Raw genomic sequence first — 22,325 nt, forward strand, 5'->3', positions numbered from 1 at the left:
CCCCCCGCGCACGGCTCCGGCCATCAGCCGGCGGTGACGTAGGTCCGCAACGCCTCGGCCTCGAACTCGGCCCGCTCCAGGCTGTTGGAGACCAGATCACGGATGGAGACGATGCCCTTCAACTGCCCATGGTCCATGACCGGCATGTGGCGGAAGTGGTGGGTGGACATGGTGCTCATCACCGAGGCGACGGTGTCGCCGACCTGGCAGGTCAGCGGATCGCGGGTCATGTGGTCACCCACCGGGGATTCCAGGACGCCCGCCCCGTGGGCCGCCAGGCAGCGGGTGACGTCGCGCTCGGTGAAGATGCCCAGCGTCCTGTCCTTGTCGTCCACCACCAGGACCGCCCCCACCTTGAAGGCGGCCATGCCCTGGACCGCCTCGATCATGGCCTTGGACGGCAGGATCTTGAAGATCTTGTTGCCCTTCTTGTTCAGGATTTCGGAAACGAGCATCAGCGTTCCTCCCCTTATTCATCGGACGTGGATGCAGGATAACCTGAATGGGACAGTCCACAAATCGCGATAATGGATAAGGCGGCGCTTCTGTCTGCTTGAATCTTGTCGCACCGCATCAAATATGCAAAGACTTACCGAATTAACCCGGAGAGCCTTGCCGTGAGCCGTTCGACCCTGATCCATCCCTTTAGCGAGCCCCCAAATCCCGCGCAATTGCTGGAGGTGGCGCCGGGGGTGCGGTGGATCCGCATGCCGCTGCCCTTTGCGCTCGACCACATCAACCTGTGGGTTCTGGACGATGGCGAGGGCGTGGTGCTGGTCGATACCGGCCTGGGCAACGACGCCACCAAGGCCTTGTGGGAGGAGATCCTCGCCGGTCCGCTGGCGGGCAAGACGGTCAACCGGCTGGTCGCCACCCATTTCCATCCCGACCACATGGGGCTGGCCGGCTGGCTGTGCGACAGGCTGGACGTGGACCTTACCGCCATGATGCGCGAATGGCTGTTCGGCCGCATGCTGTGGCTGGAGGACACGCCCGAATTCGTCGCCAACCAGCTGCACTATTATACCCGCATCGGCCTGGACGCCGAGCAGCTGGAAGGGGTGAAGGAGCGGCGCAACACCTATCGCTCGCGCATCGACATCATGCCGGTCCGCGTCATCGGCATCCGCCACGGCGACGAGATGACCATCGGCGGCCGGATTTGGCGGGTGATCGAGGGCGGCGGCCATTCGCCCGAGCATGCCTGCCTGTATTGCGAGGAGGCCGGTCTGCTGATTTCCGGCGATCAGGTCCTGCCGCGCATCTCGCCCATCGTCGGCGTCTGGCCGCAGCAGCCGGAATCCGAACCACTGTCCCTGTTCCTCGACGCCCTGGACCGGCTGCGCCAGCTGCCGGCCGAGACCCTGGTGCTGCCCTCCCATGGGCTGCCGTTCCAGGGGCTGCACACCCGGGTCGACGACCTCAAGGCCCACCATGCCGAGCGGCTGGACAAGACCCTGTCCGCCTGCGTCGAGCCGGCCACCGCGGTGCAGGTGCTTCGGGCGCTGTTCACCCGTCCGCTGGACGCCCATCAGCTGGGCTTCGCCACCGGCGAAACCCTGGCGCATCTCCATCATCTGATGAAGCTGGGGAAGGTGGTGCGGAATTTGGAAACGGACGGGGTGTGGCGCTACCGGCGGGCTTGAGCCCGCCGCGTCAACCGGCGCAGGCGGCGCCTTCCGGCTTGCAGTACAGCCCGTACAGGGTGTCGATCACGGCGCGCGCCTCGATTCCCGCCAGGGAATAGAAGATGGTCTGGGCCTGGCGCCGGGTGGTGACCAGGGAATCGCGGCGAAGGCGGGCCAGATGCTGCGACAGCGCCGATTGGGACAGGCCGATGATGCGTTCCAGTTCGCCCACCGACTTTTCGCCGGGAAGCAGCTGGCACAGGATCATCAGGCGGTGTTCGTTGCTCATGGCCTTCAGCAAGGCGCTGGCCCGGCGGGCGCTTTCCTGAAGTTTTTCCAATTCCATGACCACGTTCCTCAAATCTCGGATGTCACATATATAATATCACTGATTCACGCTAATTCAATCCATATACAAAACGGCGCCGCCCGATGTCGGGCGACGCCGTTATACTACGTAGATACGTGTGTATATTGTCAGGCGCTGACAGCCTCGCGAGTCTCCCCCAGGGTCGCCAGCACGGTGGCCACGATGCCCGAGGCGTTGAGGCCGATCTTCTCGTACTGGATGGTCGGGGTGTCGTGCTCGACGAAGGCGTCGGGCAGGGCCAGGGGACGAACCTTGAGACCGCGGTCCAGGGCGCCCTTGGCCGCCAGCAGGTGCAGCACATGGCTGGCGAAGCCGCCGACCGAGCCTTCCTCGACGGTGATCAGCACTTCATGCTCGCGCGCCATGCGCAGGATCAGTTCCTCGTCCAGCGGCTTCATGAAGCGGGCGTCCACCACGGTGGGGGCCAGGCCGCGGGCGGCCAGATCGTCGGCGGCCTTCAGCACCTCGGCCAGGCGGGTGCCCAGCGACAGGATGACGGCGCGGTTGCCTTCGCGCACCACGCGGCCCTTGCCGATGGGCATCACCGAGCCGCGCTCGGGCAGCTCGATGCCCACACCCTCGCCGCGCGGATAGCGGAAGGCGGAGGGGCGGTCGTCGATGGCCACGGCGGTGGCGACGGCGTGCATCAGCTCGGCCTCGTCGGACGGGCACATGATGACGATGTCGGGCAGGCAGCCCAGGAAGGCCATGTCGTAGGAACCGGCATGGGTGGCGCCGTCGGCGCCCACCAGACCGGCGCGGTCGATGGCGAAGCGCACGGGCAGCTTCTGCAGCACCACGTCATGCTGCACCTGGTCGTAGGCGCGCTGCAGGAACGAGGAGTAGATGGCGCAGAACGGCTTGAAGCCCTCGGTGGCCAGGCCGCCGGCGAAGGTCACGGCGTGCTGCTCGGCGATGCCCACGTCGAAGGTGCGCGCCGGGAAGCGGTCGCCGAACTTGTCCAGGCCGGTGCCGGCCGGCATGGCGGCGGTGATGGCGACGACGCGGTCGTCCACCTCGGCCTCGGCGATCAGCGCCTTGGAGAACACCGAGGTGTAGGACGGCGCGTTGGCCTTGGGCTTTTCCAGCTGGCCGGTCAGCACGTCGAAGCGGCCCACGCCGTGATACTTGTCGGCGGCGGCCTCGGCCGGCGGATAGCCGCGGCCCTTCTTGGTCACCACGTGCAGCAGGACGGGGCGGGTCTCGTCGGAATCGCGGACGTTCTTCAGCACCGGCAACAGGTGCTCGAAATTGTGGCCGTCGATGGGGCCGACGTAATAGAAGCCCAGCTCCTCGAACAGGGTGCCGCCGCCCGAGACCATGCCGCGGGCGTATTCCTCGGCGCGGCCCATGGCGCGTTCCAGCGGAGGCGGCAGCAGGTGGGCCAGATCCTTCACCAGATGACGCAGCGAGTGGTAGGAGGGCGACGACAAAAGCCGCGACAGATGGGCCGACAGCGCGCCCACCGGCGGGGCGATGGACATGTCGTTGTCGTTGAGGATGACGATCAGGCGCGAGCCGGCGGCGCCGGCGTTGTTCATGGCCTCGTAGGCTTGACCGGCGCTCATGGCGCCGTCGCCGATCACCGCGATGACGTTGTTGTTGCCGCCCTTGAGGTCGCGCGCCACCGCCATGCCCAGCGCCGCCGAGATGGAGGTCGAGGAATGGCCGGCGCCGAAGGGGTCGTATTCGCTTTCCGACCGGCGGGTGAAGCCGGACAGTCCGCCGCCCTGGCGCATGGTGCGCATGCGGTCGCGGCGCCCCGTCAGGATCTTGTGGGGATAGGCCTGATGGCCCACGTCCCAGATCAGCCGGTCGCGCGGCGTGTCGAAGATGTGGTGCAGCGCCACGGTCAATTCGGCGACGCCCAGGCCGGCGCCGAGATGGCCGCCGGTGAACGATACCGATTGAATCATTTCCTGGCGGACCTCATGGGTCAGCTGCTCCAGCTCCTCGATGGAGAAGTCGCGGATGTCGGCCGGGCTCGACACGCGGTCGAGCAGGGACGACTTGGGCTTTCCGGGGACGGGGGGAGGCGTCATGACCTTAGGACCTCACGAACGGCGGCGAACGACGAAGCGGGCAACGTCCCGCATCAGATCGGCCTTCTCGCCGAAGGGATCGAGATGGCGGCAGGCCTGCTCGGCCAGCATGTCCGCCTGGGATTTGGCGCGCTCGAGGCCCAAGAGCGACACGAAGGTCGCCTTGCCGGCATCGGCGTCCTTGTTGAGGCGCTTGCCCACCTCGGCCACGTCGCCTTCCACATCCAGGATGTCGTCGGCGATCTGGAACGCGAGTCCCAGGTCGTGGGCGTAGTTGCGCAACGCCAGGCGCAGCTCGCCATGGGCCTTGCCCAGCACGGCGCCGGCCTCGCACGAGAACGAGAACAGGCGGCCGGTCTTCAACTGCTGCAGGCGGGTGATGCCCGCCACGTCCAGGTCGAGCGTATGGGCCTGCAGGTCGATCATCTGGCCGCCGACCATGCCCTGGCCGCCCGAGGCGTGGGCCAGATCGGCCACCAGCTCGCAACGCACCGACGGGTCGGCGTGGGTGGCGGGATTGACCAGCACCTCGAACGCCTTGGTCAGCAGGGCGTCGCCGGCCAAGAGCGCGGTGGCCTCGTCGAACGCCTTGTGGCAGGTGGGGCGCCCGCGGCGCAGGTCGTCGTCGTCCATGCAGGGCAGGTCGTCATGGACCAGCGAATAGCAGTGGATCATCTCGATGGCCGAGGCGACGCGGATGGCCGAGCTTTCGGCCACGTTGAACAGGCTGGCCGACTGCATCACCAGGAAGGGGCGCAACCGCTTGCCGCCGTCCAGGGTGGCGTAGCGCATGGCCTCGTGAACCCGGGAATCAGGGGCATCGGAAACCGGCAACAGGCGGTCCAACTCGGAATTGACGGCCTGGCTGACGACGGTCAGAGCCTCGGTGAGGCGCGGAGACATGGGAGAATCAGTCAATGGTTCACTCGACTTTCAAGGATCACACGTTATTTCCGGCCTCAAGGACCAGGCTGCCATCGGGACCCGATACGATCCGCTCGACCTTGGTTCGCGCCTCTTCCAGCTTGGCTTCGCAATGCTTCTTCAGCAGCGCGCCGCGCTCGTAGGCGACGATTGAATCATCAAGGCGGCCCTTGCCTTCCTCCAGCCGGCGCACGATGAGGTCCAATTCGGCCAGGGCCTCCTCGAAACTCATGGCGGCGATGTCGGTGGGGATGTCTGCCATGGGAACTCTTGACTTAAGCAACCGGTATCGGGTCTTCCAACGAAGCGCGGAAGTTTACGGGCGGAGGTCCCCGAAGGCAAGCGCCACTGCGCACCATTTGAAAAAACCTGCGACCATCCGACGAAATTTTTGGTCTTGCCCTAATGTCCGATGGCTTGCCGCAAGGCGGGGTCTTCGGGCCATTTGGCCAGCGCCTGGGCCAATATCTCGTCTGCCGCGGCCTGCTCACCCAGACGCCGCAGCATCATCCCCAGGTAGATGTAGGCCTCGCGGTATTGCGGATCGGACTGGATGGCCTGGCGCAGCAAGGGCGGGGCTTCGGCCAGCCGTCCCAGTTCAGCCTCCGCCATGGCCAGGTTGAACAGGCTGCGGGGGTGGCCGGGCTTGAGGCGCAGCACGTCGCGGAACGCGTCGGCCGCCTCGGCGAAGCGGTTCAGCAGGAACATTTCGCCGCCCTGCTGGAAACGCGCCTTGGCCTCGGCATCGTCGGCGTTGCCGCCATCGTCGGGGCGTCCCAATCCGACCTCGCCCAGCAGGGCCGCATCCGTCTCCAGCCCATCGCGCAGCAGGGACATCTGCCACTGCAATAACGAGGGGTGGCGAAGCAGCTTGATGGTCGCTTCGAAGACGAAGCCGCCGGCCGAAAGGGTCACGACCTGCTTGACGACGTCCTCGGGACGGTGGGACGTGGCGTGCAGGATGCGAACGCCGCCTTCGGGATGGGTTATGAGCGGCATTCCCTCGTCCGTCTGGCCGACACGGGCCGACGACAGGAATGAGGCGCACAGGTTCCATTCCCACATATGGAGCGCCAAATAGCCGGCAGGGTGCGCCACTAGGTTAAAGGCGTTCTGCTCGAACAGATTCTCGTCCGGCATGTCCCGGCACTGCCGGTCCCAGGCGGTGAAATACTCCCGCGAGGCGCAGGCGAAGAAGCCCGAATTGAGGTAGGGCGTGCCGGCGTCGATGCCGCGCGCCTTCGCCAGCGTCTCGAAATGGGGGGCGGGGACGACCCGCAGCAGGTCCGCGTATGTCGTCGGATCGCTACACACCGCCAAGGGCCGGCCTTCCGCCAGCAGGCGCTCGGCGATGGCGGTCAATTGGGAACCGCACGGGGCCACCGCCATCATGTCGGCGTCCAGCCAGAACGCCACGTCCCACGGCCGGTCCTCGAGATAACGCCCCAGCGCCGCCTTGCAACGCCAGGGATGCGCTCCCGCCAGATCGGCCGGCGCCTTGATCAGCAGGCCCTTGCGGTCAAGGAACGTCCGTTGCTGCTCGGTCAGGCCGAAATCGCAGACCTCGATGCGAATATCGGGGGCGAAGCGCCGCAACGAGGCGAACAGCGGGAAAAGGATGAAGAAGTATTCGGCGTTGACGCCGGTGACATAGCGGATGTTCGCCATGGATGCTTAGAGCCCCATCAGCGCCCGCACATGCTCGCGGGCGCTGGCCGCCAGGGCGCGCAGGTCGTAGCCGCCCTCCAGCAGCGAGACCACCCGGTTGCCCGCCGTCTCCTCCGCCACCTGCAGCAATTGCCGCGTGACCCAGCCGAAATCGGCGGTGGTCAGCCGCAGATGGGCCAGGGGGTCGGCGGCATGGGCGTCGAAGCCGGCCGAGATGATCAGGAAATCGGGGGCGAATTCCCGCAGCCGGGGCAGCAGGATGTCGGTGAAGGCCATGCGGTAGTCGTCGGACCCGGTGCCCGCCGGCAGCGGCACGTTGACCATGATGCCTTCGCCGCCCGTCTCGTCGGCCAGGCCGGTGTTGGGGTAGGCGTGTTCCTGGTGGGTGGAGGCATAGAGCATGCCCGGCTCGTCCCACAGGATGTGCTGGGTGCCGTTGCCGTGGTGGACGTCGATGTCGACGATGGCCACCCGCTTGTAGCCGTGGGCGTCGCGGGCGTGCAGCGCGGCGATGGCGGCATTGTTGAAGAAGCAGAAGCCCATGGCGTTGTCGCGCTCGGCATGGTGGCCGGGCGGCCGGGTGGCGCAGAAGCAGTTGCGCACCTCGCCCTTGGCCACGGCGTCTACCGCCGCGATGCCGGCGCCTGCCGAGCGCAGCGCCGCCTCGCCCGAATAGCGCGACAGGATGGTGTCGGGATCCAGGTGATGGTGGCCGTCGCTGTTGGGCACCGAATCCAGCACATAGTCGATATGGCTGAGCGGGTGGGCCCGCATCAGCTGCTCCATGGTGGCGTGCGGCGCTTCGTCGCGCAGCAGCATCATGAACTCTTCGCTCTCGAGCGCGGCGAGGACGGCCTTGATACGGTCGGCGCATTCCGGGTGATAATCGCCCGTGTCATGCTGCAGACAGACTGGGTGCGTGAACAGCAACGTTGTCATTCTGGCTTGGACGTCCCGCGTTTATATGAATTTTCTGTATTCTCGGGGAAAGGAAGGGCAATTTCCATCCCTGTTTTTTGCATGGGACGGCAGCGTATGAGCGCAAAAAAGCGGGCCGATCAATTACTGGTCGACCGGGGATTGGTGGAAAGCCGCTCCAAGGCCCAGGCCCTGATCATGGCGGGGCTGGTCTATAGCGGCGACAGACGGGTGGACAAGCCGGGCACCGCGCTGCCCGAGGAGTGCGCGCTCGAGCTCAAGGGCCAGGACCATCCCTGGGTGTCGCGGGGCGGCCTCAAGCTGGCCAAGGCCATCGAGGCGTTCGGCCTGGACCCCGCAGGCAAGGTGGGAATCGACGTGGGCGCCTCCACCGGCGGCTTCACCGACGTTTTGCTGGCGCACGGTGCGGCGCGGGTCTACGCCGTGGACGTGGGGCACGGGCAACTGGCCTGGAAGCTTCGAAGCGACGCCCGCGTGGTGGTGCTGGAACGCACCAACGCCCGCCACCTGACGGAACAGCAGATCCCGGAGCCCGTGGACATGGTGGTGTGCGACGCCAGCTTCATCGGGCTGGAGACGGTGCTGCCCGCCGCACTAGCGCTGGCCCGGCCCGGGGCCTGGCTGGCGGCGCTGATCAAGCCGCAATTCGAGGTGGGCAAGGGACGGGTGGGCAAGGGCGGCGTGGTGCGCGAACCCGAACTGCACGAAGAGGTGTGCGAGCGGATCCGCGCCTGGCTGGACGGCTTGGCCGGTTGGCGGGTGGAGGGCATCACCGAAAGCCCCATCCTGGGGCCGGAGGGCAACAAGGAATTCCTCATCGTCGGGCGGTTCGAGGGTGCGCCGTGTGCTCCCGCTTCGAGCTGAAGGCCAATTCCGCTGATCTGGCGCGGCGCTTCCGCCTGAGCGTACCGCCGCCTCTGCCTTTTTCCCGGGAACTGCGCCCCACCGATGCCGTCCTGGCGATCGGCGGCGCGGGTGCCCGGTTGATGCCCTGGGGGCTGGTGGTGGAGTGGCAGGCGGCGCCGCTGATCAACGCCAGGGCCGAGACCCTGGCGGCCAAGCCGACCTTCCGGTCGCTGCTATCGGGCGGAAGAGTGCTGGTGCCGGCCACCGCGTGGTGGGAATGGCCCCGGCGGGCCAGGACCCGAATCGCTCCGGCGGGTGGAGAGGTCTTCGCCTTCGCCGGGCTGACCGACGGGCAACGGGTGGTGATCGTCACCTGTACGCCCGGCGCCGAACTTGCTTCCATCCACGACCCCATGCCGGCGGTGCTGGCGCCCGCCGACGAGGCGGCGTGGCTGGACGGCTCGGTGCCGTTCGATCAGGTCGCGCCAGCCCTGCATCCCCATTCCGGGCCGTTCTCCGTCACGTCGGAGGCCGCCCAGGGCGACCTGTTCGGCTAGTTGACGGCGTGCTCGCGCCGGAACTGCTCCAGGCCGCGCGCCCAGTCGCACAGGCGGTCCCTGTGGTGGATTGCGGCGGCTTCCACCTCCTCGCACAGGATGGCGGCGACCTTGGCGCAGCCGTCCTCGGCCGCCAGGACGGTTTCCGCCCATTCGGCGACGATGATCAGAGGCAGATGTTCGTGGCAGGCGACGGCTTCCAGTTGCTCGGCCGTCAAGCCGCTGAAGGCGATACAGTCTTCCAGGCTCAACATGGCTGATCTCCCCACGCTTTTTTCCGGAAACGACTAAGGTAAACAGCTTACCACATATGCCTGCGCCGGGGGTGCGCTGCCCAAGCGTATCGGGCCTGCGCGGAGGGAGTAGGTGCGTACCGTAAGCCGGGGCCGAATACCAGCCGTTGGGGAGCGTGGGGGAGGGGAGGGGCCAGATCTTGCAGGCGGGCGATGCGCTCGCTGGTGCTGGGATGGGTGCGGATCAGCTGCCACCAGCCGGTGGGCGCGAAGGAGCCGTGGCGGCGTTCCAGGCGGCCCAGCGCCGAGATGAGCCCCAGGGGCGAGCCGCACAACCGCGCCGCCTCGGAATCGGCGGCGAATTCCCGGGTGCGCGACAGCCGCAGGCGCAGCAGGTCGCAGCCGATGGGCGACAGGGCCAGAAGGACGATGGCCGGAAGGTTCGGCGCCGCCTCGCCCGCCAGCATGTCGGGCAGGAGGACGGCCAGCAGGATCAAGGTGGCGGCCGCCAGGGCATGGGTGAGGTGGCCGGCGGTGTCGGCCAGGCGCAGCAGCTTGAGGTCGCCGGCCCGGATATGGGCGATCTCGTGGGCAAGGATCGCGGCGATCTCCTCCGGCGAAAAGCGCCCGAGCGCGCCTTCCGACAGGGCGATGGCGCAATGGCGCCCCCAGCCGGTGGACAGGGCGATGACGGAGGCCGAGGGAATGATCAGCAGGGGAGGAACCGTCTCGAGCTCGGCGCGGCGGCACAGCTCCATGTGGATGCGCCACAGCCCCGGCGCCGCCTGGAACGGCAGCGGACGGGCACGGTAGAGGGTGCGCAGCAAGGCGACGGAATTGCCGGGACTGATCGCCAGCGCCAGCGCCGTCCCGGCCAGGGCAGCCACAACCCCCAGCCCGCCCGCCAGCAGCCAGCCGGCCAGGGACATCAGCGAGGCGATGGCGGCCAGGACCAGGACGGTGTCGCGGCGGTTGCGCCGGGCCTGATCCTTAAGCGACAGATAGTCCAGCATGGGACGTTTCCCGCGAAGACCGGGCGCCGCCCGGATGCGCGGCGCCCGGGAGGTTCACGCTATTTGGCGGCGATGGGAATCTTGCGTCCCGTTTCCTTCGGCCGCTCGACCTTGGGCAGGGTGACGGTCAGAACGCCGTTCTCGACCTTGGCCAGGGTGGCGTTCTCGTCCACGTCGCCCACGGCAACCGAACGTTCGAAATGGCCGAACCAGCGTTCGGACATCACGCCCCGCTCGGTCTTTTCCTCGGATTCGGTCTTCTTCTCGCCCTTCAGGGTAAGGATGCCGTCATGCAGGCTGAGTTCGACGTCGTCCGGCCCCAGGCCGGGCAGCTCGGCGACGACGGACACCGTCTTGTCCTCGTCGCGCACCTCCAGGGTGGGGAAGCGGTGGCCGGCGAAGACGGTCGGCACGTCGAAGCCGTGCCAAAGGTCGTCGAACATGCGGTTGATGCCGCGCTGCAGCGCGAAGAACGGGTCAAGGCGCCCCTCGCGGGAGGCCAGAGGCGTGTGGCCCTTGGGAATCATGGTGCGGTTCATGATTGTCCTCCATCGGAGATGTTGCTCGTCCGCATGCCGCGCTGCCCGGGACGGGTGGAACGTTGCCGATGGCCGGCTCGACGCCTGGGTCTTGGAAAGCCCCGGCGCTCACCCGCGCCCGCACGCGGCGGCACGCGTTTGGCAAGGCTTCGCTCGAACACCTTGCCCTCTGTTCGATGTAGGGTGATACTGCGCGCCGTCAAGGGCCGGTTTCGTCATTGAAATCAGCCTGTTGCGCATGCCGGGCATGAGGCTGCCGAATGGCTTTCGCGATCATTACCAAAGGTTAATCGCGGTGAAATGCTGCGGTAACGTCTCGCCTGCCATGATCCGCTTCATCAGGTTGGAGACGGCGGTCGGCGGCAAGTTTGCGCTCCACGCCAAAGCCTCTCGAACCCGGCGGAATTGAACTCCCCGCCGCAAGGCTAGCCGCTTCTTCCCCCCGAGCGGCGACGTCGAACGACCGGCAGCGTCCCCCCGTTGCCGGACACCGGAAAAAGGCCCCCGCGCTCTCCCCCCTGGCGCGGGGGCTTTTCGTTGGGGGTGGTTGATTGTATGGTCCCCGGCACAACAGGATACATGGGCAGATGCGCATCCTTCTGATCGAGGACGACAGCGAAGCGGCGGCTTACATGGCCAAGGGCCTGAAAGAGGCCGGCCACGTGGTCGACCATGCCGCCACCGGCACCGACGGGCTGTTCCTGGCGACGTCCGAGCGCTGGGACGCCATGATCATCGACCGCATGCTGCCCGGCCTGGACGGGCTGGCCATCATCCAGGCCCTGCGCGCCGCCGGCAACACCACGCCGGTCCTGGTGCTCTCGGCGCTGGGCAAGGTGGACGACCGGGTGCGCGGCCTGAAGGCGGGCGGCGACGATTATCTGGTCAAGCCCTACGCCTTCGCCGAATTGCTGGCCCGTATCGAGGCGCTGTCGCGCCGCGTGTCCACCTCCCAGCCCGAGACCCGCCTCAAGGTCGAGGACCTGGAGATGGACCTGCTGGCCCGCGCGGTGACGCGGGGCGGCCAGGAGATCGACCTGCAGCCGCGGGAATTCCGCCTGCTGGAATACCTCATGCGCCACGCCGGCCAGGTGGTGACGCGCACCATGCTGCTGGAGAACGTCTGGGAATACCATTTCGACCCCCAGACCAACCTGATCGACGTGCATATCAGCCGGTTGCGCCAGAAGGTGGACAAGGATTTCGAACTGCCGCTGATCCATACGGTTCGCGGCGCCGGATACACCCTTCGTGCGGCCCGCTAGCCTCCTTCGCACCACCACCTTCCGGCTGGCGCTGAGCTATCTCGGCATCTTCACGGTCTCCGCCATCGCGCTGCTGGCGCTGGTGTCGTGGAGCACCACCATGTTCATCGAATGGCAGGTTCAGGAAACGGTGGAGGCCGAGGCCACCGGCCTGTCCGAGGTCTATCACTCGCGCGATCTGGGCGGCCTGGCCGAGATCATCGGCAGCCGCATGCGCCAGGACATCGAAAGCCGCAACACCTATCTGCTGATGGGCCATTCCGGCCATATCCTGGCCGGCAACATCAAATCGTGGCCCGCCGAGGTTTCCAGCCAGCTGGGCTGGGTGCGCTTCCGGGTGCTGCAACTGGGCACCGTCGGCCCCGGGAACGAGGTGCTGGCCCACGTCTACGAACTGGCCGACGGCTACCGCCTGCTGGTCGGGCGTTCGCTGGCCGACGCCAAGCGGGTGAAGTCGGCCATCAACCGGGCGCTGGGCTGGGGTCTGGCGCTGACCATCCTGCTGGGCGTGGTGGGCGGCTACTTCACCAGCCGCCACCTGCTGCAGCGCGTCGAGGAGATGAGCCGCACGGCCCGGCGCATCTTCGGCGGCGACATGAGCCAGCGCATGCAGGTCTCCGGCATCGAGGACGAGTTCGATTCGCTCGCCGAAAGCTTCAACGAGATGATGGACGAGCTGGAGCGCCTGCTGGAGGGCATCCGCACCGTCTCGGACAACATCGCCCACGATTTGCGCACGCCCTTGAACCGCCTGCGCTCGCGCATCGACCTGGTGCTGCTGGGCGAAGGCGATTGCGACGCCTATCGCCGCACGCTGGAGGAAACCCTGGCCGAGGCCGACCATCTGCTGGCCACCTTCAACGCCATCCTGACCATCAGCCACGCTGAATCAGCGGCGCGCCTCGACCGGTTCGAGGTCATCGATCCCGCCACCCTGGCCGCCGACGTGGTCGAGCTGTACGAGCCCCTGGCCGAGGAGAAGGGCATCCGCCTCCAATGCCGGGCCGACGAAGGCGGCCTCGCGCTCAAGGTCGACCGCCACCTGCTGTTCCAGGCGCTGGCCAATCTGGTGGACAACGCCGTCAAGTACACCCCATCGGGCGGCGAGGTCACGGTTGCCGTCGAGGGAGGTTCCGGCTCGGTGGCCATATCCGTGGTCGACAGCGGCCCCGGCATTCCCGAGGATTCGCGTGAAAGCGTGCTGGAGCGCTTCGTCCGCCTGGACGCCACCCGCTCGACGCCGGGCAACGGACTTGGCCTGTCGCTGGTCCAGGCGGTGGCCCGGCTGCACGGCGCCAAGCTGTCGCTGGGCGACAATCAGCCGGGACTGGCGGTGCGGATGGAATTCACCGTGAAAGATCTCCCGGCTTGAAGCGCAGGATCATCTGACGCGGCCAGCCCTTGCCGTCGTCGGGCGGCAATTGCAGCGGCTGGGCCATGCGCAGCGCCAGCAGGAAGGTTTCCAGCATGCGCTTGGTGGTGCCGTCCGGCAGCTTTGAATAGCCCTTGATCGCCGCATCCGGATTCCACGGCGCGTCCTTGTGCATGGGACCCGACAGGGTGCCGTCGCGGTTGATCAGCAGGCTGGCGCTCAACACCATGTCGCTGCCCCGCAAGGCGCCGGAATTGAAGTGCCACATGGCGATGACCTGGGCCAGGACCTTGTCCTGGGCGCTTTGGGCCAGGTTGCCGGCGGCCTGGGCCGGGCGCGACAATGCCCCGGTGTCGGCCGACAGGCCGGGGCCGGACTGGGCCGCGTGGGGGGCGGGGTCCGGGCGTTGGGCCGGGCGTGGCGTCGATGACTTCTCCGCCAGTGGCGCGGATTGCAGCTGCGGACGCTGCAACGGCGGGGGCGATGGCTGGGGGGGCGTTTCAGTCTTGGGCGGCGGCTCGGGCTGGGCCGGTGGTTCGGGTGGTGGCTGTGGCTTCACCGGCCTGGGCGGTTCGGAAACCACCTCGACCTCCATGCTCCGCTCGGACCGCTCCTTGGGAAACAGATCGGGCAGGACCTCGACCTGCAGCAGCAGGGCGATCAGCACATGCAGCGCCGCCGACAGGAAGAGGGCGGCCACCAGCCGCCGGTCCGCCATTTCCGCATGCATCAATGGGATTCCGCCCGGCAGGCCGGAATCTGCCAGATCAGGGCCAGCAGGGTCAGCACGGCGGGCACGCCCAGGCCCACCGCCCAGGCCACCGGCGGCCAATGGCCGTCCACCTTGTCCCACAGGCCGATCAACGCACCCAATCCCCACTGGATGATGAAGGCGGCGACGAAGATGGTGAGGTTCAGGCTGGTGTTGACGCGACCGGCCAGGCGCAGCGGAAAGCGCCGGGTCAGCACCGCGTAATTGATCGAGCAGGCGGTGCCGGTGAGCCCGTAAAAGGCGGCCAGGGCCAAGGGCGCGGCGCTCCAACCGGCGGCCATGGCGCCCAGCGCCAGAACGTGCAGGCCCATGCCGACCGCGCCCTGGGTGATGGGCGGAATGCCCAGCTTCTCCAGCTTTTCCGCCATGGCGCCCACCGACAGATAGCCCAGTGCCATGGCCGCCGCCATCACGGTCAGGCCGGTGGCCGACTGGTCGGGGGTGAAGCCGGCCGCGTCGCGCAGCCAGGGGCCCGCCCACAGGCCCTGGATGGACATGAAGCTGCCCATGGACAGCATGGTGGCCGGAGCGACCCGCCAGAAGCCGGCGTCACGGTAGATCTCGGCCACCTCGGCGATCTGGGCGCGCAGGCCGCCGGCTCCCGGCGGCGGGTGGCGGTCGGGGACGGCCGCCCACAGGAACGTGCTGGCGCCCAGCGTCAGGATGGCGACGCCGGCATAGACGCCGCGCCAGTCGGTCATGTGCAGGGCGGCCTGGACCGGGGCGGTGGCGGCGATGGCTCCCAGTCCGCCGGCGCCCAGGATGATGCCGTTCATCAGCGGGATGCGGGGGGGAGGGAAGAACTGGACGTTGGCCTTCAGCGCCGCCATCAGGCAGGACGACACGCCGAATCCCACCAGGGCGCGCCCGACCACCAGGGCGGGGACCGATTCGGCCAGGGAGAAGGCGAAGGCCCCCGCGGCGGCGAAGCACAGCAGGATGCTTTCCACCCGGCGGGGCCCGAAACGGTCGAGCAGGATGCCCAGCGGCAGCTGGGCGGCGGCGAAGGTCATGAAGTAGATGCCGGTCATCAGGCCGATGTCGCCGCCGTCCAGGTGGATGGCGCGGCCGATCTCGGGGGCCAGCACCGCGTTCACCGTCCGGTAGAGATAGGACAGGAAATAGCCGGCCGCGAAGGGCAGGACCACACGCCCCAACATGGCGGACACGGTAGGCTGGGCGGAAGACGGCACCGATGGGATCCTTGGCAAGCGAATATCCCCATGGAAGACAGGGGCCGCGGCCGCGAGCAACTGAAAAATTCTCAACGGGCCATGCGCCTTGGAAGGGCACCGTCGGTTTTCCGCAATTCGGATAACCGCAATCGACAGGAACACGCCCGAACGGGTAGGAAGCGCGAAATATCCGCATCCCATCGAGGAATACGCCGATGAAGCGCCTGACCAGTCATCTCTATTTCTGGGTTCTGCTCGCCATTTTCGCCGGCGGCACCCTCGGCTACTTCTATCCCGATGTCGGCGTCAGCCTGAAGCCCCTGGGCGATGGCTTCATCTCGTTGGTCAAGATGCTGATCAGCCCGGTGATCTTCTGCACCGTGGTGCTGGGCATCGCGGGCGCCGGCGACATGAAGAAGGTCGGCCGCGTCGGCGGCAAGGCGCTGCTGTACTTCGAGGTGGTGTCCACCTTCGCCCTGGTCATCGGTCTGGTGGTGATGACCGTGCTCAAGCCCGGCGACGGCTTCCACGCCGACCCCGCCCAGCTGGACGCCAAGGCGGTGGCCAAGTACGCCAAGGCCGCCACCGAGCAGAGCACCGTCGACTTCATCCTGCACATCATCCCCAAGACCCTGGTGGACGCCTTCACCGGTTCGGGCGACCTGCTGCAGGTGCTGCTGGTGGCCATCCTGTTCGGCTACGCCATGACCCATATGGGCCGGGCCGGCCAGGGCGTGCATATGTTCATCGAGGAATGCTCGCACATCTTCTTCGCCATGATGAACACCATCATGAAGGTCGCCCCCCTGGGTGCCGGTGGCGCCATGGCCTTCACCATCGGCAAGTACGGCGTGGCCGCGCTGAAGCCGTTGGCCGCGCTGATGGGCAGCTTCTACCTCACCTGCTTCCTGTTCGTGGTGGTCGTGCTGGGCGCCATCGCCCTGGTGGTTGGTTTCAACATCTTCAAGTTCATCGCCTACATCAAGGAAGAGCTGCTGACCGTGCTGGGCACCTCGTCCTCGGAATCGGCCCTGGTGCCGCTGATGAACAAGCTGGAAGCCATGGGCTGCTCCAAGTCGGTGGTCGGCCTGGTGGTTCCCTCGGGCTATTCCTTCAACCTGGACGGCACCAACATCTACCTGACCATGGCGGCCCTGTTCGTCGCCCAGGCGCTGGACATCGAGCTGACCTTCACCCAGCAGATCACCCTGCTCGGCGTGGCGATGCTGACCTCGAAGGGCGCCTCGGGCGTCACCGGCGCCGGCTTCATCACGCTCGCCGCCACCCTGGCGGTGGTTCCCTCGGTTCCGGTGGCCGGCCTGGCCCTGATCCTGGGCATCGACCGCTTCATGTCCGAGGCCCGCGCGCTGACCAATTTCGTCGGCAACGGCGTGGCCGCGGTGGTGGTCTCCAAGTGGGAGAAGGAACTGGACCACGACAAGATGAAGGAGGTTCTGGGCTAGGCTGTCCCCCCACCCCAGGACCAAACTGGGCCCGTTCAGCCGACGCTGGACGGGCCCATTTTCATGGTGATCCAGCCCTTGTAGCCGTGGTCGGCGTCGATGATGTGGTAGGACAGCCAGGTGGACAGTTCCTTGATGATCTCCTGGCGGATGGCGGCCGGGTCGCCCTGTCCCCAGCGGGCCCGCAGACCGGCCACCGTGGCGCGGAAATCCTCGTGCTGCTGGAGGTGCTCGGTCAGGAACGGGTAGCCGACTTCGATCATGAGGCGTTCCTCGCGGTCGAAATGGGCAAGCACGTAATGCTCCAGGGCCTGAATCTGGGCGTCGATCAGCTCGACCTCGCACGGGCCCTGGGACAGGGTGGCAAGCACCTCGAACAGGCTCCGGTGTTCGGCGTCCAGTTCGGAGTGTCCGACTTCGTAGAGGGGATTCCATTCCAAGGAAAGGTGTGTCCTGCAACAATTGGACGGCGAGGATATCGCCGTCCAATCTTCAGGCACAATATGCGGATGTCCGATACGCCTTTAGGAGTGGAGCGGCTATTCCGCCGCCATACGGGGGCGTGCCAGGGCGATGCCCGGCCAGGCCCGCGCCCCGGCGGCCCGGTATTGCGGCGGATAGCTCATCTCGGCCCCCAGCACCTGGGCGGCGTGCCAGACCCAGCGGGGATTGTCGAGGAAACCGCGTCCGATGGCGATCAGGTCGGCGGTGCCGTCCCTCAGGGCGGCTTCGGCCTGTTCGGGCGTGGCGATCAGTCCGACGGCGCGGGTGGGAATTCCCGCCTCGCGGCGGATGCGCGCCGCCAGGTCGATCTGGTAGCCGGGGCCCAGGGGGATCTTGGCATAGGACACCAGCCCGCCCGACGAGACGCAGACGAAGTCGATGCCGGCCGCCTTGAATTCCCTGGCGTAGATCACCGCCTGATCGGCGTCCCAGCCGCCGTCCACCCAGTCGGTGGCGCTGATGCGCAGGCCCAGGGCTTTGTCGGCGGGCCAGACCTCGCGCACCGCCCGGATGACCTCCAGCGGAAAGCGCATGCGGTTTTCCAGGGAACCGCCGTATTCGTCGTCGCGCTGGTTGGACAGCGGCGACAGGAACTGGTGCAGCAGGTAGCCATGGGCCGAATGGACCTCGATGAAGTCGAAGCCGACCCTGAACGCGCGCTTCGCCGCGTCCACGAAGGCCTGCTTCAGCCGGGCGAGATCGTCCCTGGTCGCCGCCTTGGGCGCCGGCCAGCCCTCGTCGAAGGCAATGGCCGAGGCGGAAATGGTCTGCCAGCCGTCGGGCGAGAACTTGCCGCCCTCCCACGGCGGGGCGGAGCCACCCTTGCGCCCGGCATGGGCCAGCTGCACGCCGATGGCGCCGCCGCCGCCGAAGCCCTTGATCGCCGTCACCAGCCGGGTGAAGGCCGCCTCGGTGGCGTCGTCGTACAGACCCAGGCATTTGGGCGAGATGCGGCCTTCCGGCGTCACGCCGGTGGCCTCGATCACCACCATGCCGGGGCCCGACGCCGCCAGGGCGCCGTAATGCATCAGGTGCCAGTCCTGGGCGACGCCATCCACGGCCGAGTACTGGCACATGGGGGCGACGGCGACGCGGTTGGGGACGGTAAGCCCTCGGGCGGTGAAGGGCTGGAACAGCAAAGGCTGGGTGCTCATGCGGGCCTCGACAGGTTGGGGGAGAGGTGGGCTTGGATGAGGATGTCGGCGGCCTGGGCCACCGAGGCGGACGGAGCGGCGGCGCCCATGGTGGCGCAGATGGAATAGGCGCCTTCCAGCAGGACCATCAGCTGGTCGACCAGGGGGGCGGGCTCGGCCAGGCCGATGCCTTCGGCCAACAGGGTCAGGCGGCGGCGCAGCTCGGTGAAATGACGTGCCAGCACCTCGCGGGCCGGGTGGCGGGGATCGGGAAATTCCACCGAGGTGTTGACGAAGGGGCAGCCCCGGTATTGCGGGTCCGAGGTGCGCCGCGCCACCGCCTCGAACAGGCCGCGCAACTGGCGGCGCGGGTCGTCGGGGGTCCGCGCCAGTACCATGTCCCACCAATCCCAGTACATGCGGTCGCGCATGTCCAGAAAGGCGGCGACCAGATCGTCCTTGGAGGGGAAGGCGCGATAGAGGCTCATCTTGGCGACGCCGGCCCGCTCGATCACCGTGTCGATGCCGATGGCGCGGATGCCTTCGCGGTAGAATAGGTCGTTGGCGGCGGCCAGAATGCGGTCGCGGGCGGAAAGCTTTTCGGCGGGTTCGGGCATCGGTCGGCTGGGGTTCCTGTTGTCTGTGGTTGACATGATACAGACCTGTCTGTACAAGTCAAATGATACAGACCTGTCTACCTCATTTTTTCGGCCCACCTCCTTTATTTTCGGAGTGCCCACCATGTCCCAGCCGGTCCGCTCCCCCCGTCTGCACTATGGCTGGATCGCCGCCGGGCTGACCTTCGTCACCCTGCTGGTGGCGGCGGGCATCCGCTCGGCGCCCGGCGTGATGATGGTGCCGGTCGAGGCCGAATTCGGCTGGAGCCGCGCCACCATCTCCTTCGCGGTGTCGGTCAACCTGGTGCTCTACGGCCTGATGGCGCCCTTCGCGGCCGCCGTGATGGACCGTATCGGCGTGCGCCGCACCATGGCCCTGGCGCTGGCCGTCCTGGCGCTGGGGGTGGCGGCCACCACCTTGATGCGCACGCCGTGGCACATGGTGCTGCTGTGGGGCATCGTGGTGGGCGGCGGCTCGGGCACCATCGCCCTGGTGCTGGGCGCCACGGTGGTCACCCGCTGGTTCGACGCCCATCGCGGCACGGTGATGGGCCTGCTGTCGGCGGCCACCGCCACCGGCCAGCTGATCTTCCTGCCCCAGATGGCCATGCTGGTCGAGCATTGGGGCTGGCGCGAGGCGGTGCTGCTGATCGCGGCGGCCGCGGCCGTCTTCACCCCCGTCATCTGGCTGTTCATGCGCGACCGCCCGGCCGATCTGGGATTGTGGCCGGTGGGCGCCACCGAGGCGCCGCCGCCTGTGGTCCGCGCCGGAAATCCGGCAGTGGCGGCAGTGATGGCGCTGAAAGACGGCATGAAGTCGCGCGATTTCTGGCTGCTGGCCGGTACCTTCTTCGTCTGCGGCCTGTCCACCAACGGTCTGATCGGCACCCACCTGATCTCGGCCTGCTTCGACCACGGCATCCCCGAGGTCAAGGCCGCCGGCCTGCTGGCCGCCATGGGAATCTTCGACATCCTCGGCACCACCGCGTCGGGCTGGCTGTCCGACCGCTGGGATTCGCGCAAGCTGCTGTTCTGGTATTACGGGCTGCGCGGATTGTCGCTGATCTTCCTCGACCTCGCCTTCGGCCCCGACGTGTTCGGCCTGTGGCTGTTCGCGGTGTTCTACGGCCTGGACTGGATCGCCACGGTTCCGCCCACCGTCAAGCTGACCACCCAGGCCTTCGGCCGGGAAAAGGCCGGCGTGATGTTCGGCTGGATCTTCGCCGCCCACCAGTTGGGCGCGGCCACCGCCGCCTTCGCCGCCGGCGTGATCCGCACCGACCTGGGCGATTACTGGCTGGCCTTCGTGTTGTCGGGACTGGCCTGCCTGGTGGCGGCGGCCATGTCGCTGATGATCGGCCGCAAGGTGGGACCGCGGCCGGTGGCGGAAGGAGCGGCGGCATGACCCATTATCTCGAGGACCTCACGCCCGGCCGGGTGTTCTCGTCGCCGTCCTACGAGGTGACGGCGGCCGACATCAAGGGCTTCGCCGCCGCCTGGGACCCGCAGCATTTCCACCTGGACGAGGAGACGGCCAAGGATTCGTTCTTCGCCGGGCTGGCGGCGTCGGGCTGGCACACGGCGGCGGCCACCATGCGCCTGATGGTGACCAGCGAGCTGGACCTGCCGCTCGGCATCATCGGCAGCGGGCTGGAGTACCTGAAGTGGCACCGCCCCGTCCGGCCCGGCGACGTGCTGCGTTTGCGCATCGAGGTGGTGGAGACCCGCGAGATGCGCTCCAAGCCCGGAATGGGGCTGGCCCGTCTGCGGGTCGAGACCCTGGACGCGGACGGTCAGCCGGTGCAGACCCTGGAGACTCAGCTGGTGGTGCCGGCCCGGACGGGCAGTCCGGTCCAATAGGCGGCCAGATCGTCGCGGCCGCCGGCGAACACCGAGCGGTCGCAGCGCTCCACGCCGCGGACCGAACGGCTGCGGTCGCGGAACGGCCCGCCGGTGACGGCGTCGTCGCCGGCGTATTGCCACAGCCGCCAACCCTTGGCCCCCCAGGCGCGGGGCAGTTCCGGCTCGTAGCGGTAATCGGCCAGCCACAGGTCGCAGGCGGCCAGGATCGAGCCCGGCTCGACGGCGCCGCCTAAGCTCTGGCCCGACATGATTTCGCCGTCGGCCCAGGCGGGATGGGTGTAGAGCAGGGGCAGCCGCCCGGTGGTCTCGGCGATCTCGCGCACGAAGTCCTCGGCGGCGTCGAGGCGCATGGCATTGCCCGGCGCCCGCAGGTTGGCCTCCAGGTCGAGCACCAGAAGCGTGGAGGGATCTGGGCGGGCGGCGGCCAGGAACATGCGGGCCTGGACGCGGCCCGAATGCTGCCTTGTGCCGAAATGATAGGCGCCCCACAGCAGGTCGGCGGCCAGGGCGGCGGCCCGGCGCTCCTCGTAGCGGGGGTCCTGCCAGTCGCCCTCGCTGGCCTTGTGGATCACCGCCAGCACGCCGCTGCCATCGCGGGCGGCGGCGAAGCTTTTGACGGTGTTGGCGTGATGCAGGTCGATGACGGCGTTTAAGCCCGCCAAGGCGGGCTCGTCCACCAGACCGGGCGTGGCCTTGGGCCGTGGCGGTCGGGCGACGCGTGAGGGTTCCGAGGCGCAGGCGGCCAGCCCCAGGGCCAGACCGCCGGCCAGAACGTCGCGGCGGCGCATCATTCGTCCTTCTTCGGAACGATGGCCTTGGGCTTCCAGGCGGCGACGGTGACCGGCTTGCCCGATTGCGAGCGCATCATGCGCGGTTTGAGCACCTGGTCGATGGGATCGACGGAAGAGGCCGGCTTGTTGCGGGCGGCCGCCTCCTCGGAATAGTACTTCACCATGTCGGCGAAGGGGATTTCCTCGTTGATGCCCTTGGCCATGGCCAGGGCGACGGGGGCATGCTCGACGATCTTCTTGGTCAGCTGGTCGGCGGTGTAGGGGCCGTAGCGGCGCCAGATGCCGTCGAGGAAATGGCTGACCTGCTCGGACAGCATGTTGCCCTCGATCATGGTCGGCCGCCCGAAGGCGAAGGCGTGGAACACCGTGGGCTCGATGGGGCCGAAGGCGTCGGTGACGAAGGTGGCGGGCATCAGCTTGCGGCCGTGATAGGCCACGGCGAAATAGGCCTGGGACAGGTAGAGCAGGCGGTGCAGCTTTTGCGGCTGGATGTATTCGCGATCGTTCAGCGCCTGGTCGGAGATCCAGAACACCACGTCGAGGCATGATTTAACGGCTATGGGCATCGGGACCGGTTTCCTTGAAGCGATGCCGATGATAGCGTCGTCGTG

25 protein-coding genes are annotated in these 22,325 nt (G+C 67.5%); 8 read left to right on the forward strand and 17 right to left on the reverse strand.

Annotated features, from left to right (window positions below; all coding sequences use genetic code 11):
- Window positions 1–23: 23 nt before the first annotated feature.
- Window positions 24–455, reverse strand: a complete 432-nt coding sequence (locus tag XM1_RS12765) for a CBS domain-containing protein (protein WP_068433971.1) — start codon at window positions 453–455, stop codon at window positions 24–26.
- A gap of 162 nt (window positions 456–617) precedes the next feature.
- On the opposite strand from XM1_RS12765, the gene XM1_RS12770 reads away from it, so the two are divergent.
- Window positions 618–1,646: an MBL fold metallo-hydrolase gene (locus XM1_RS12770; protein WP_068433973.1), complete on the forward strand. Its 1,029-nt coding sequence runs from the start codon at window positions 618–620 to the stop codon at window positions 1,644–1,646.
- A 10-nt stretch (window positions 1,647–1,656) separates the two neighbouring features.
- On the opposite strand, the gene XM1_RS12775 is transcribed toward XM1_RS12770, so the two are convergent.
- The 6 genes from XM1_RS12775 to XM1_RS12800 form a co-directional block, all read right to left on the reverse strand.
- Window positions 1,657–1,974: a helix-turn-helix transcriptional regulator gene (locus tag XM1_RS12775; RefSeq protein WP_068433977.1), complete on the reverse strand. Its 318-nt coding sequence runs from the start codon at window positions 1,972–1,974 to the stop codon at window positions 1,657–1,659.
- 131 nt (window positions 1,975–2,105) lie between these two features.
- Window positions 2,106–4,040 (reverse strand): 1-deoxy-D-xylulose-5-phosphate synthase, encoded by a 1,935-nt coding sequence (gene dxs / locus XM1_RS12780; RefSeq protein WP_068433979.1) that lies wholly within the window; start codon window positions 4,038–4,040, stop codon window positions 2,106–2,108.
- Window positions 4,041–4,052: 12 nt separating this feature from the next.
- Window positions 4,053–4,943 (reverse strand): polyprenyl synthetase family protein, encoded by an 891-nt coding sequence (locus tag XM1_RS12785; RefSeq protein ID WP_068433981.1) that lies wholly within the window; start codon window positions 4,941–4,943, stop codon window positions 4,053–4,055.
- 37 nt (window positions 4,944–4,980) lie between these two features.
- Complete coding sequence (locus XM1_RS12790) at window positions 4,981–5,226, reverse strand: exodeoxyribonuclease VII small subunit (protein ID WP_068433983.1); 246 nt, start codon at window positions 5,224–5,226, stop codon at window positions 4,981–4,983.
- Window positions 5,227–5,366: 140 nt separating this feature from the next.
- Window positions 5,367–6,632, reverse strand: a complete 1,266-nt coding sequence (locus XM1_RS12795) for a tetratricopeptide repeat protein (protein WP_068433985.1) — start codon at window positions 6,630–6,632, stop codon at window positions 5,367–5,369.
- Between the two features lie 6 nt (window positions 6,633–6,638).
- On the reverse strand, window positions 6,639–7,571 hold the full coding sequence (locus XM1_RS12800; RefSeq protein WP_068433987.1) for a histone deacetylase family protein: 933 nt from the start codon (window positions 7,569–7,571) through the stop codon (window positions 6,639–6,641).
- 96 nt (window positions 7,572–7,667) lie between these two features.
- On the opposite strand from XM1_RS12800, the gene XM1_RS12805 reads away from it, so the two are divergent.
- Window positions 7,668–8,435 (forward strand): TlyA family RNA methyltransferase, encoded by a 768-nt coding sequence (locus XM1_RS12805; RefSeq protein ID WP_068433989.1) that lies wholly within the window; start codon window positions 7,668–7,670, stop codon window positions 8,433–8,435.
- Window positions 8,414–8,974, forward strand: coding sequence for an SOS response-associated peptidase (locus tag XM1_RS12810; RefSeq protein WP_068433992.1), 561 nt, complete (start codon window positions 8,414–8,416; stop codon window positions 8,972–8,974). Before XM1_RS12805 ends, XM1_RS12810 begins: the two co-directional genes overlap by 22 nt.
- Here XM1_RS12810 and XM1_RS12815 read toward each other — a convergent pair.
- From XM1_RS12815 to XM1_RS12825, 3 genes are read right to left on the reverse strand one after another with little or no spacing between them, the layout of a single operon-like run.
- The gene (locus XM1_RS12815; RefSeq protein WP_068433994.1) at window positions 8,971–9,228 is read right to left on the reverse strand and encodes a hypothetical protein; all 258 of its coding nucleotides are present in this window, start codon (window positions 9,226–9,228) and stop codon (window positions 8,971–8,973) included. The two genes, XM1_RS12810 and XM1_RS12815, sit on opposite strands and share 4 nt — an antisense overlap.
- A gap of 47 nt (window positions 9,229–9,275) precedes the next feature.
- Window positions 9,276–10,220 (reverse strand): M48 family metalloprotease, encoded by a 945-nt coding sequence (locus XM1_RS12820; protein ID WP_068433996.1) that lies wholly within the window; start codon window positions 10,218–10,220, stop codon window positions 9,276–9,278.
- 59 nt (window positions 10,221–10,279) lie between these two features.
- Window positions 10,280–10,759 carry an Hsp20/alpha crystallin family protein gene (locus XM1_RS12825; protein WP_068433998.1) on the reverse strand — a complete coding sequence of 160 codons (480 nt, stop codon included), beginning with the start codon at window positions 10,757–10,759 and terminating at the stop codon, window positions 10,280–10,282.
- A 587-nt stretch (window positions 10,760–11,346) separates the two neighbouring features.
- Between XM1_RS12825 and XM1_RS12830 the strand changes: the two genes are divergently transcribed.
- Window positions 11,347–12,024, forward strand: coding sequence for a response regulator transcription factor (locus XM1_RS12830; RefSeq protein WP_068434000.1), 678 nt, complete (start codon window positions 11,347–11,349; stop codon window positions 12,022–12,024).
- On the forward strand, window positions 12,011–13,396 hold the full coding sequence (locus tag XM1_RS12835; RefSeq protein ID WP_068434001.1) for a HAMP domain-containing sensor histidine kinase: 1,386 nt from the start codon (window positions 12,011–12,013) through the stop codon (window positions 13,394–13,396). The genes XM1_RS12830 and XM1_RS12835 overlap by 14 nt, the downstream gene beginning before the upstream one ends.
- Here the strand turns inward: XM1_RS12835 and XM1_RS12840 are convergent.
- A complete protein-coding gene (locus tag XM1_RS12840) occupies window positions 13,371–14,126 on the reverse strand; it encodes an energy transducer TonB (protein WP_068434002.1) in 756 nt (251 codons plus the stop codon). The genes XM1_RS12835 and XM1_RS12840 overlap by 26 nt on opposite strands.
- Window positions 14,126–15,361: an MFS transporter gene (locus XM1_RS12845; RefSeq protein WP_068434003.1), complete on the reverse strand. Its 1,236-nt coding sequence runs from the start codon at window positions 15,359–15,361 to the stop codon at window positions 14,126–14,128. Before XM1_RS12845 ends, XM1_RS12840 begins: the two co-directional genes overlap by 1 nt.
- 197 nt (window positions 15,362–15,558) lie before the next feature.
- Here XM1_RS12845 and XM1_RS12850 point away from each other — a divergent pair, with 197 nt between their 5' ends.
- A complete protein-coding gene (locus XM1_RS12850) occupies window positions 15,559–16,806 on the forward strand; it encodes a dicarboxylate/amino acid:cation symporter (RefSeq protein WP_068434004.1) in 1,248 nt (415 codons plus the stop codon).
- Window positions 16,807–16,841: 35 nt separating this feature from the next.
- Here XM1_RS12850 and XM1_RS12855 read toward each other — a convergent pair whose 3' ends face one another.
- From XM1_RS12855 to XM1_RS12865, 3 genes are all read right to left on the reverse strand, one after another.
- Entirely contained in the window at window positions 16,842–17,246 is a 405-nt protein-coding gene (locus tag XM1_RS12855; RefSeq protein ID WP_068434009.1) for a bacteriohemerythrin, read from the reverse strand.
- A 99-nt stretch (window positions 17,247–17,345) separates the two neighbouring features.
- Complete coding sequence (locus tag XM1_RS12860) at window positions 17,346–18,464, reverse strand: NADH:flavin oxidoreductase/NADH oxidase (RefSeq protein ID WP_068434011.1); 1,119 nt, start codon at window positions 18,462–18,464, stop codon at window positions 17,346–17,348.
- On the reverse strand, window positions 18,461–19,060 hold the full coding sequence (locus XM1_RS12865; protein WP_082700501.1) for a TetR/AcrR family transcriptional regulator: 600 nt from the start codon (window positions 19,058–19,060) through the stop codon (window positions 18,461–18,463). The genes XM1_RS12860 and XM1_RS12865 overlap by 4 nt, the downstream gene beginning before the upstream one ends.
- A 124-nt stretch (window positions 19,061–19,184) precedes the next feature.
- Between XM1_RS12865 and XM1_RS12870 the strand changes: the two genes are divergently transcribed.
- On the forward strand, window positions 19,185–20,465 hold the full coding sequence (locus XM1_RS12870; protein ID WP_068434014.1) for an MFS transporter: 1,281 nt from the start codon (window positions 19,185–19,187) through the stop codon (window positions 20,463–20,465).
- Entirely contained in the window at window positions 20,462–20,920 is a 459-nt protein-coding gene (locus XM1_RS12875; RefSeq protein WP_068434016.1) for a MaoC family dehydratase, read from the forward strand. Before XM1_RS12870 ends, XM1_RS12875 begins: the two co-directional genes overlap by 4 nt.
- Here XM1_RS12875 and XM1_RS12880 read toward each other — a convergent pair.
- Both XM1_RS12880 and XM1_RS12885 read right to left on the reverse strand, forming a co-directional pair.
- Window positions 20,878–21,714: a glycoside hydrolase family 25 protein gene (locus XM1_RS12880; RefSeq protein WP_231920496.1), complete on the reverse strand. Its 837-nt coding sequence runs from the start codon at window positions 21,712–21,714 to the stop codon at window positions 20,878–20,880. The two genes, XM1_RS12875 and XM1_RS12880, sit on opposite strands and share 43 nt — an antisense overlap.
- A complete protein-coding gene (locus XM1_RS12885; RefSeq protein ID WP_068434019.1) occupies window positions 21,711–22,280 on the reverse strand; it encodes a Panacea domain-containing protein in 570 nt (189 codons plus the stop codon). The genes XM1_RS12880 and XM1_RS12885 overlap by 4 nt, the downstream gene beginning before the upstream one ends.
- Between the last annotated feature and the right edge of the window lie 45 nt (window positions 22,281–22,325).

This window comes from Magnetospirillum sp. XM-1 (assembly GCF_001511835.1).
In the GTDB taxonomy this organism is placed as follows: domain Bacteria; phylum Pseudomonadota; class Alphaproteobacteria; order Rhodospirillales; family Magnetospirillaceae; genus Phaeospirillum.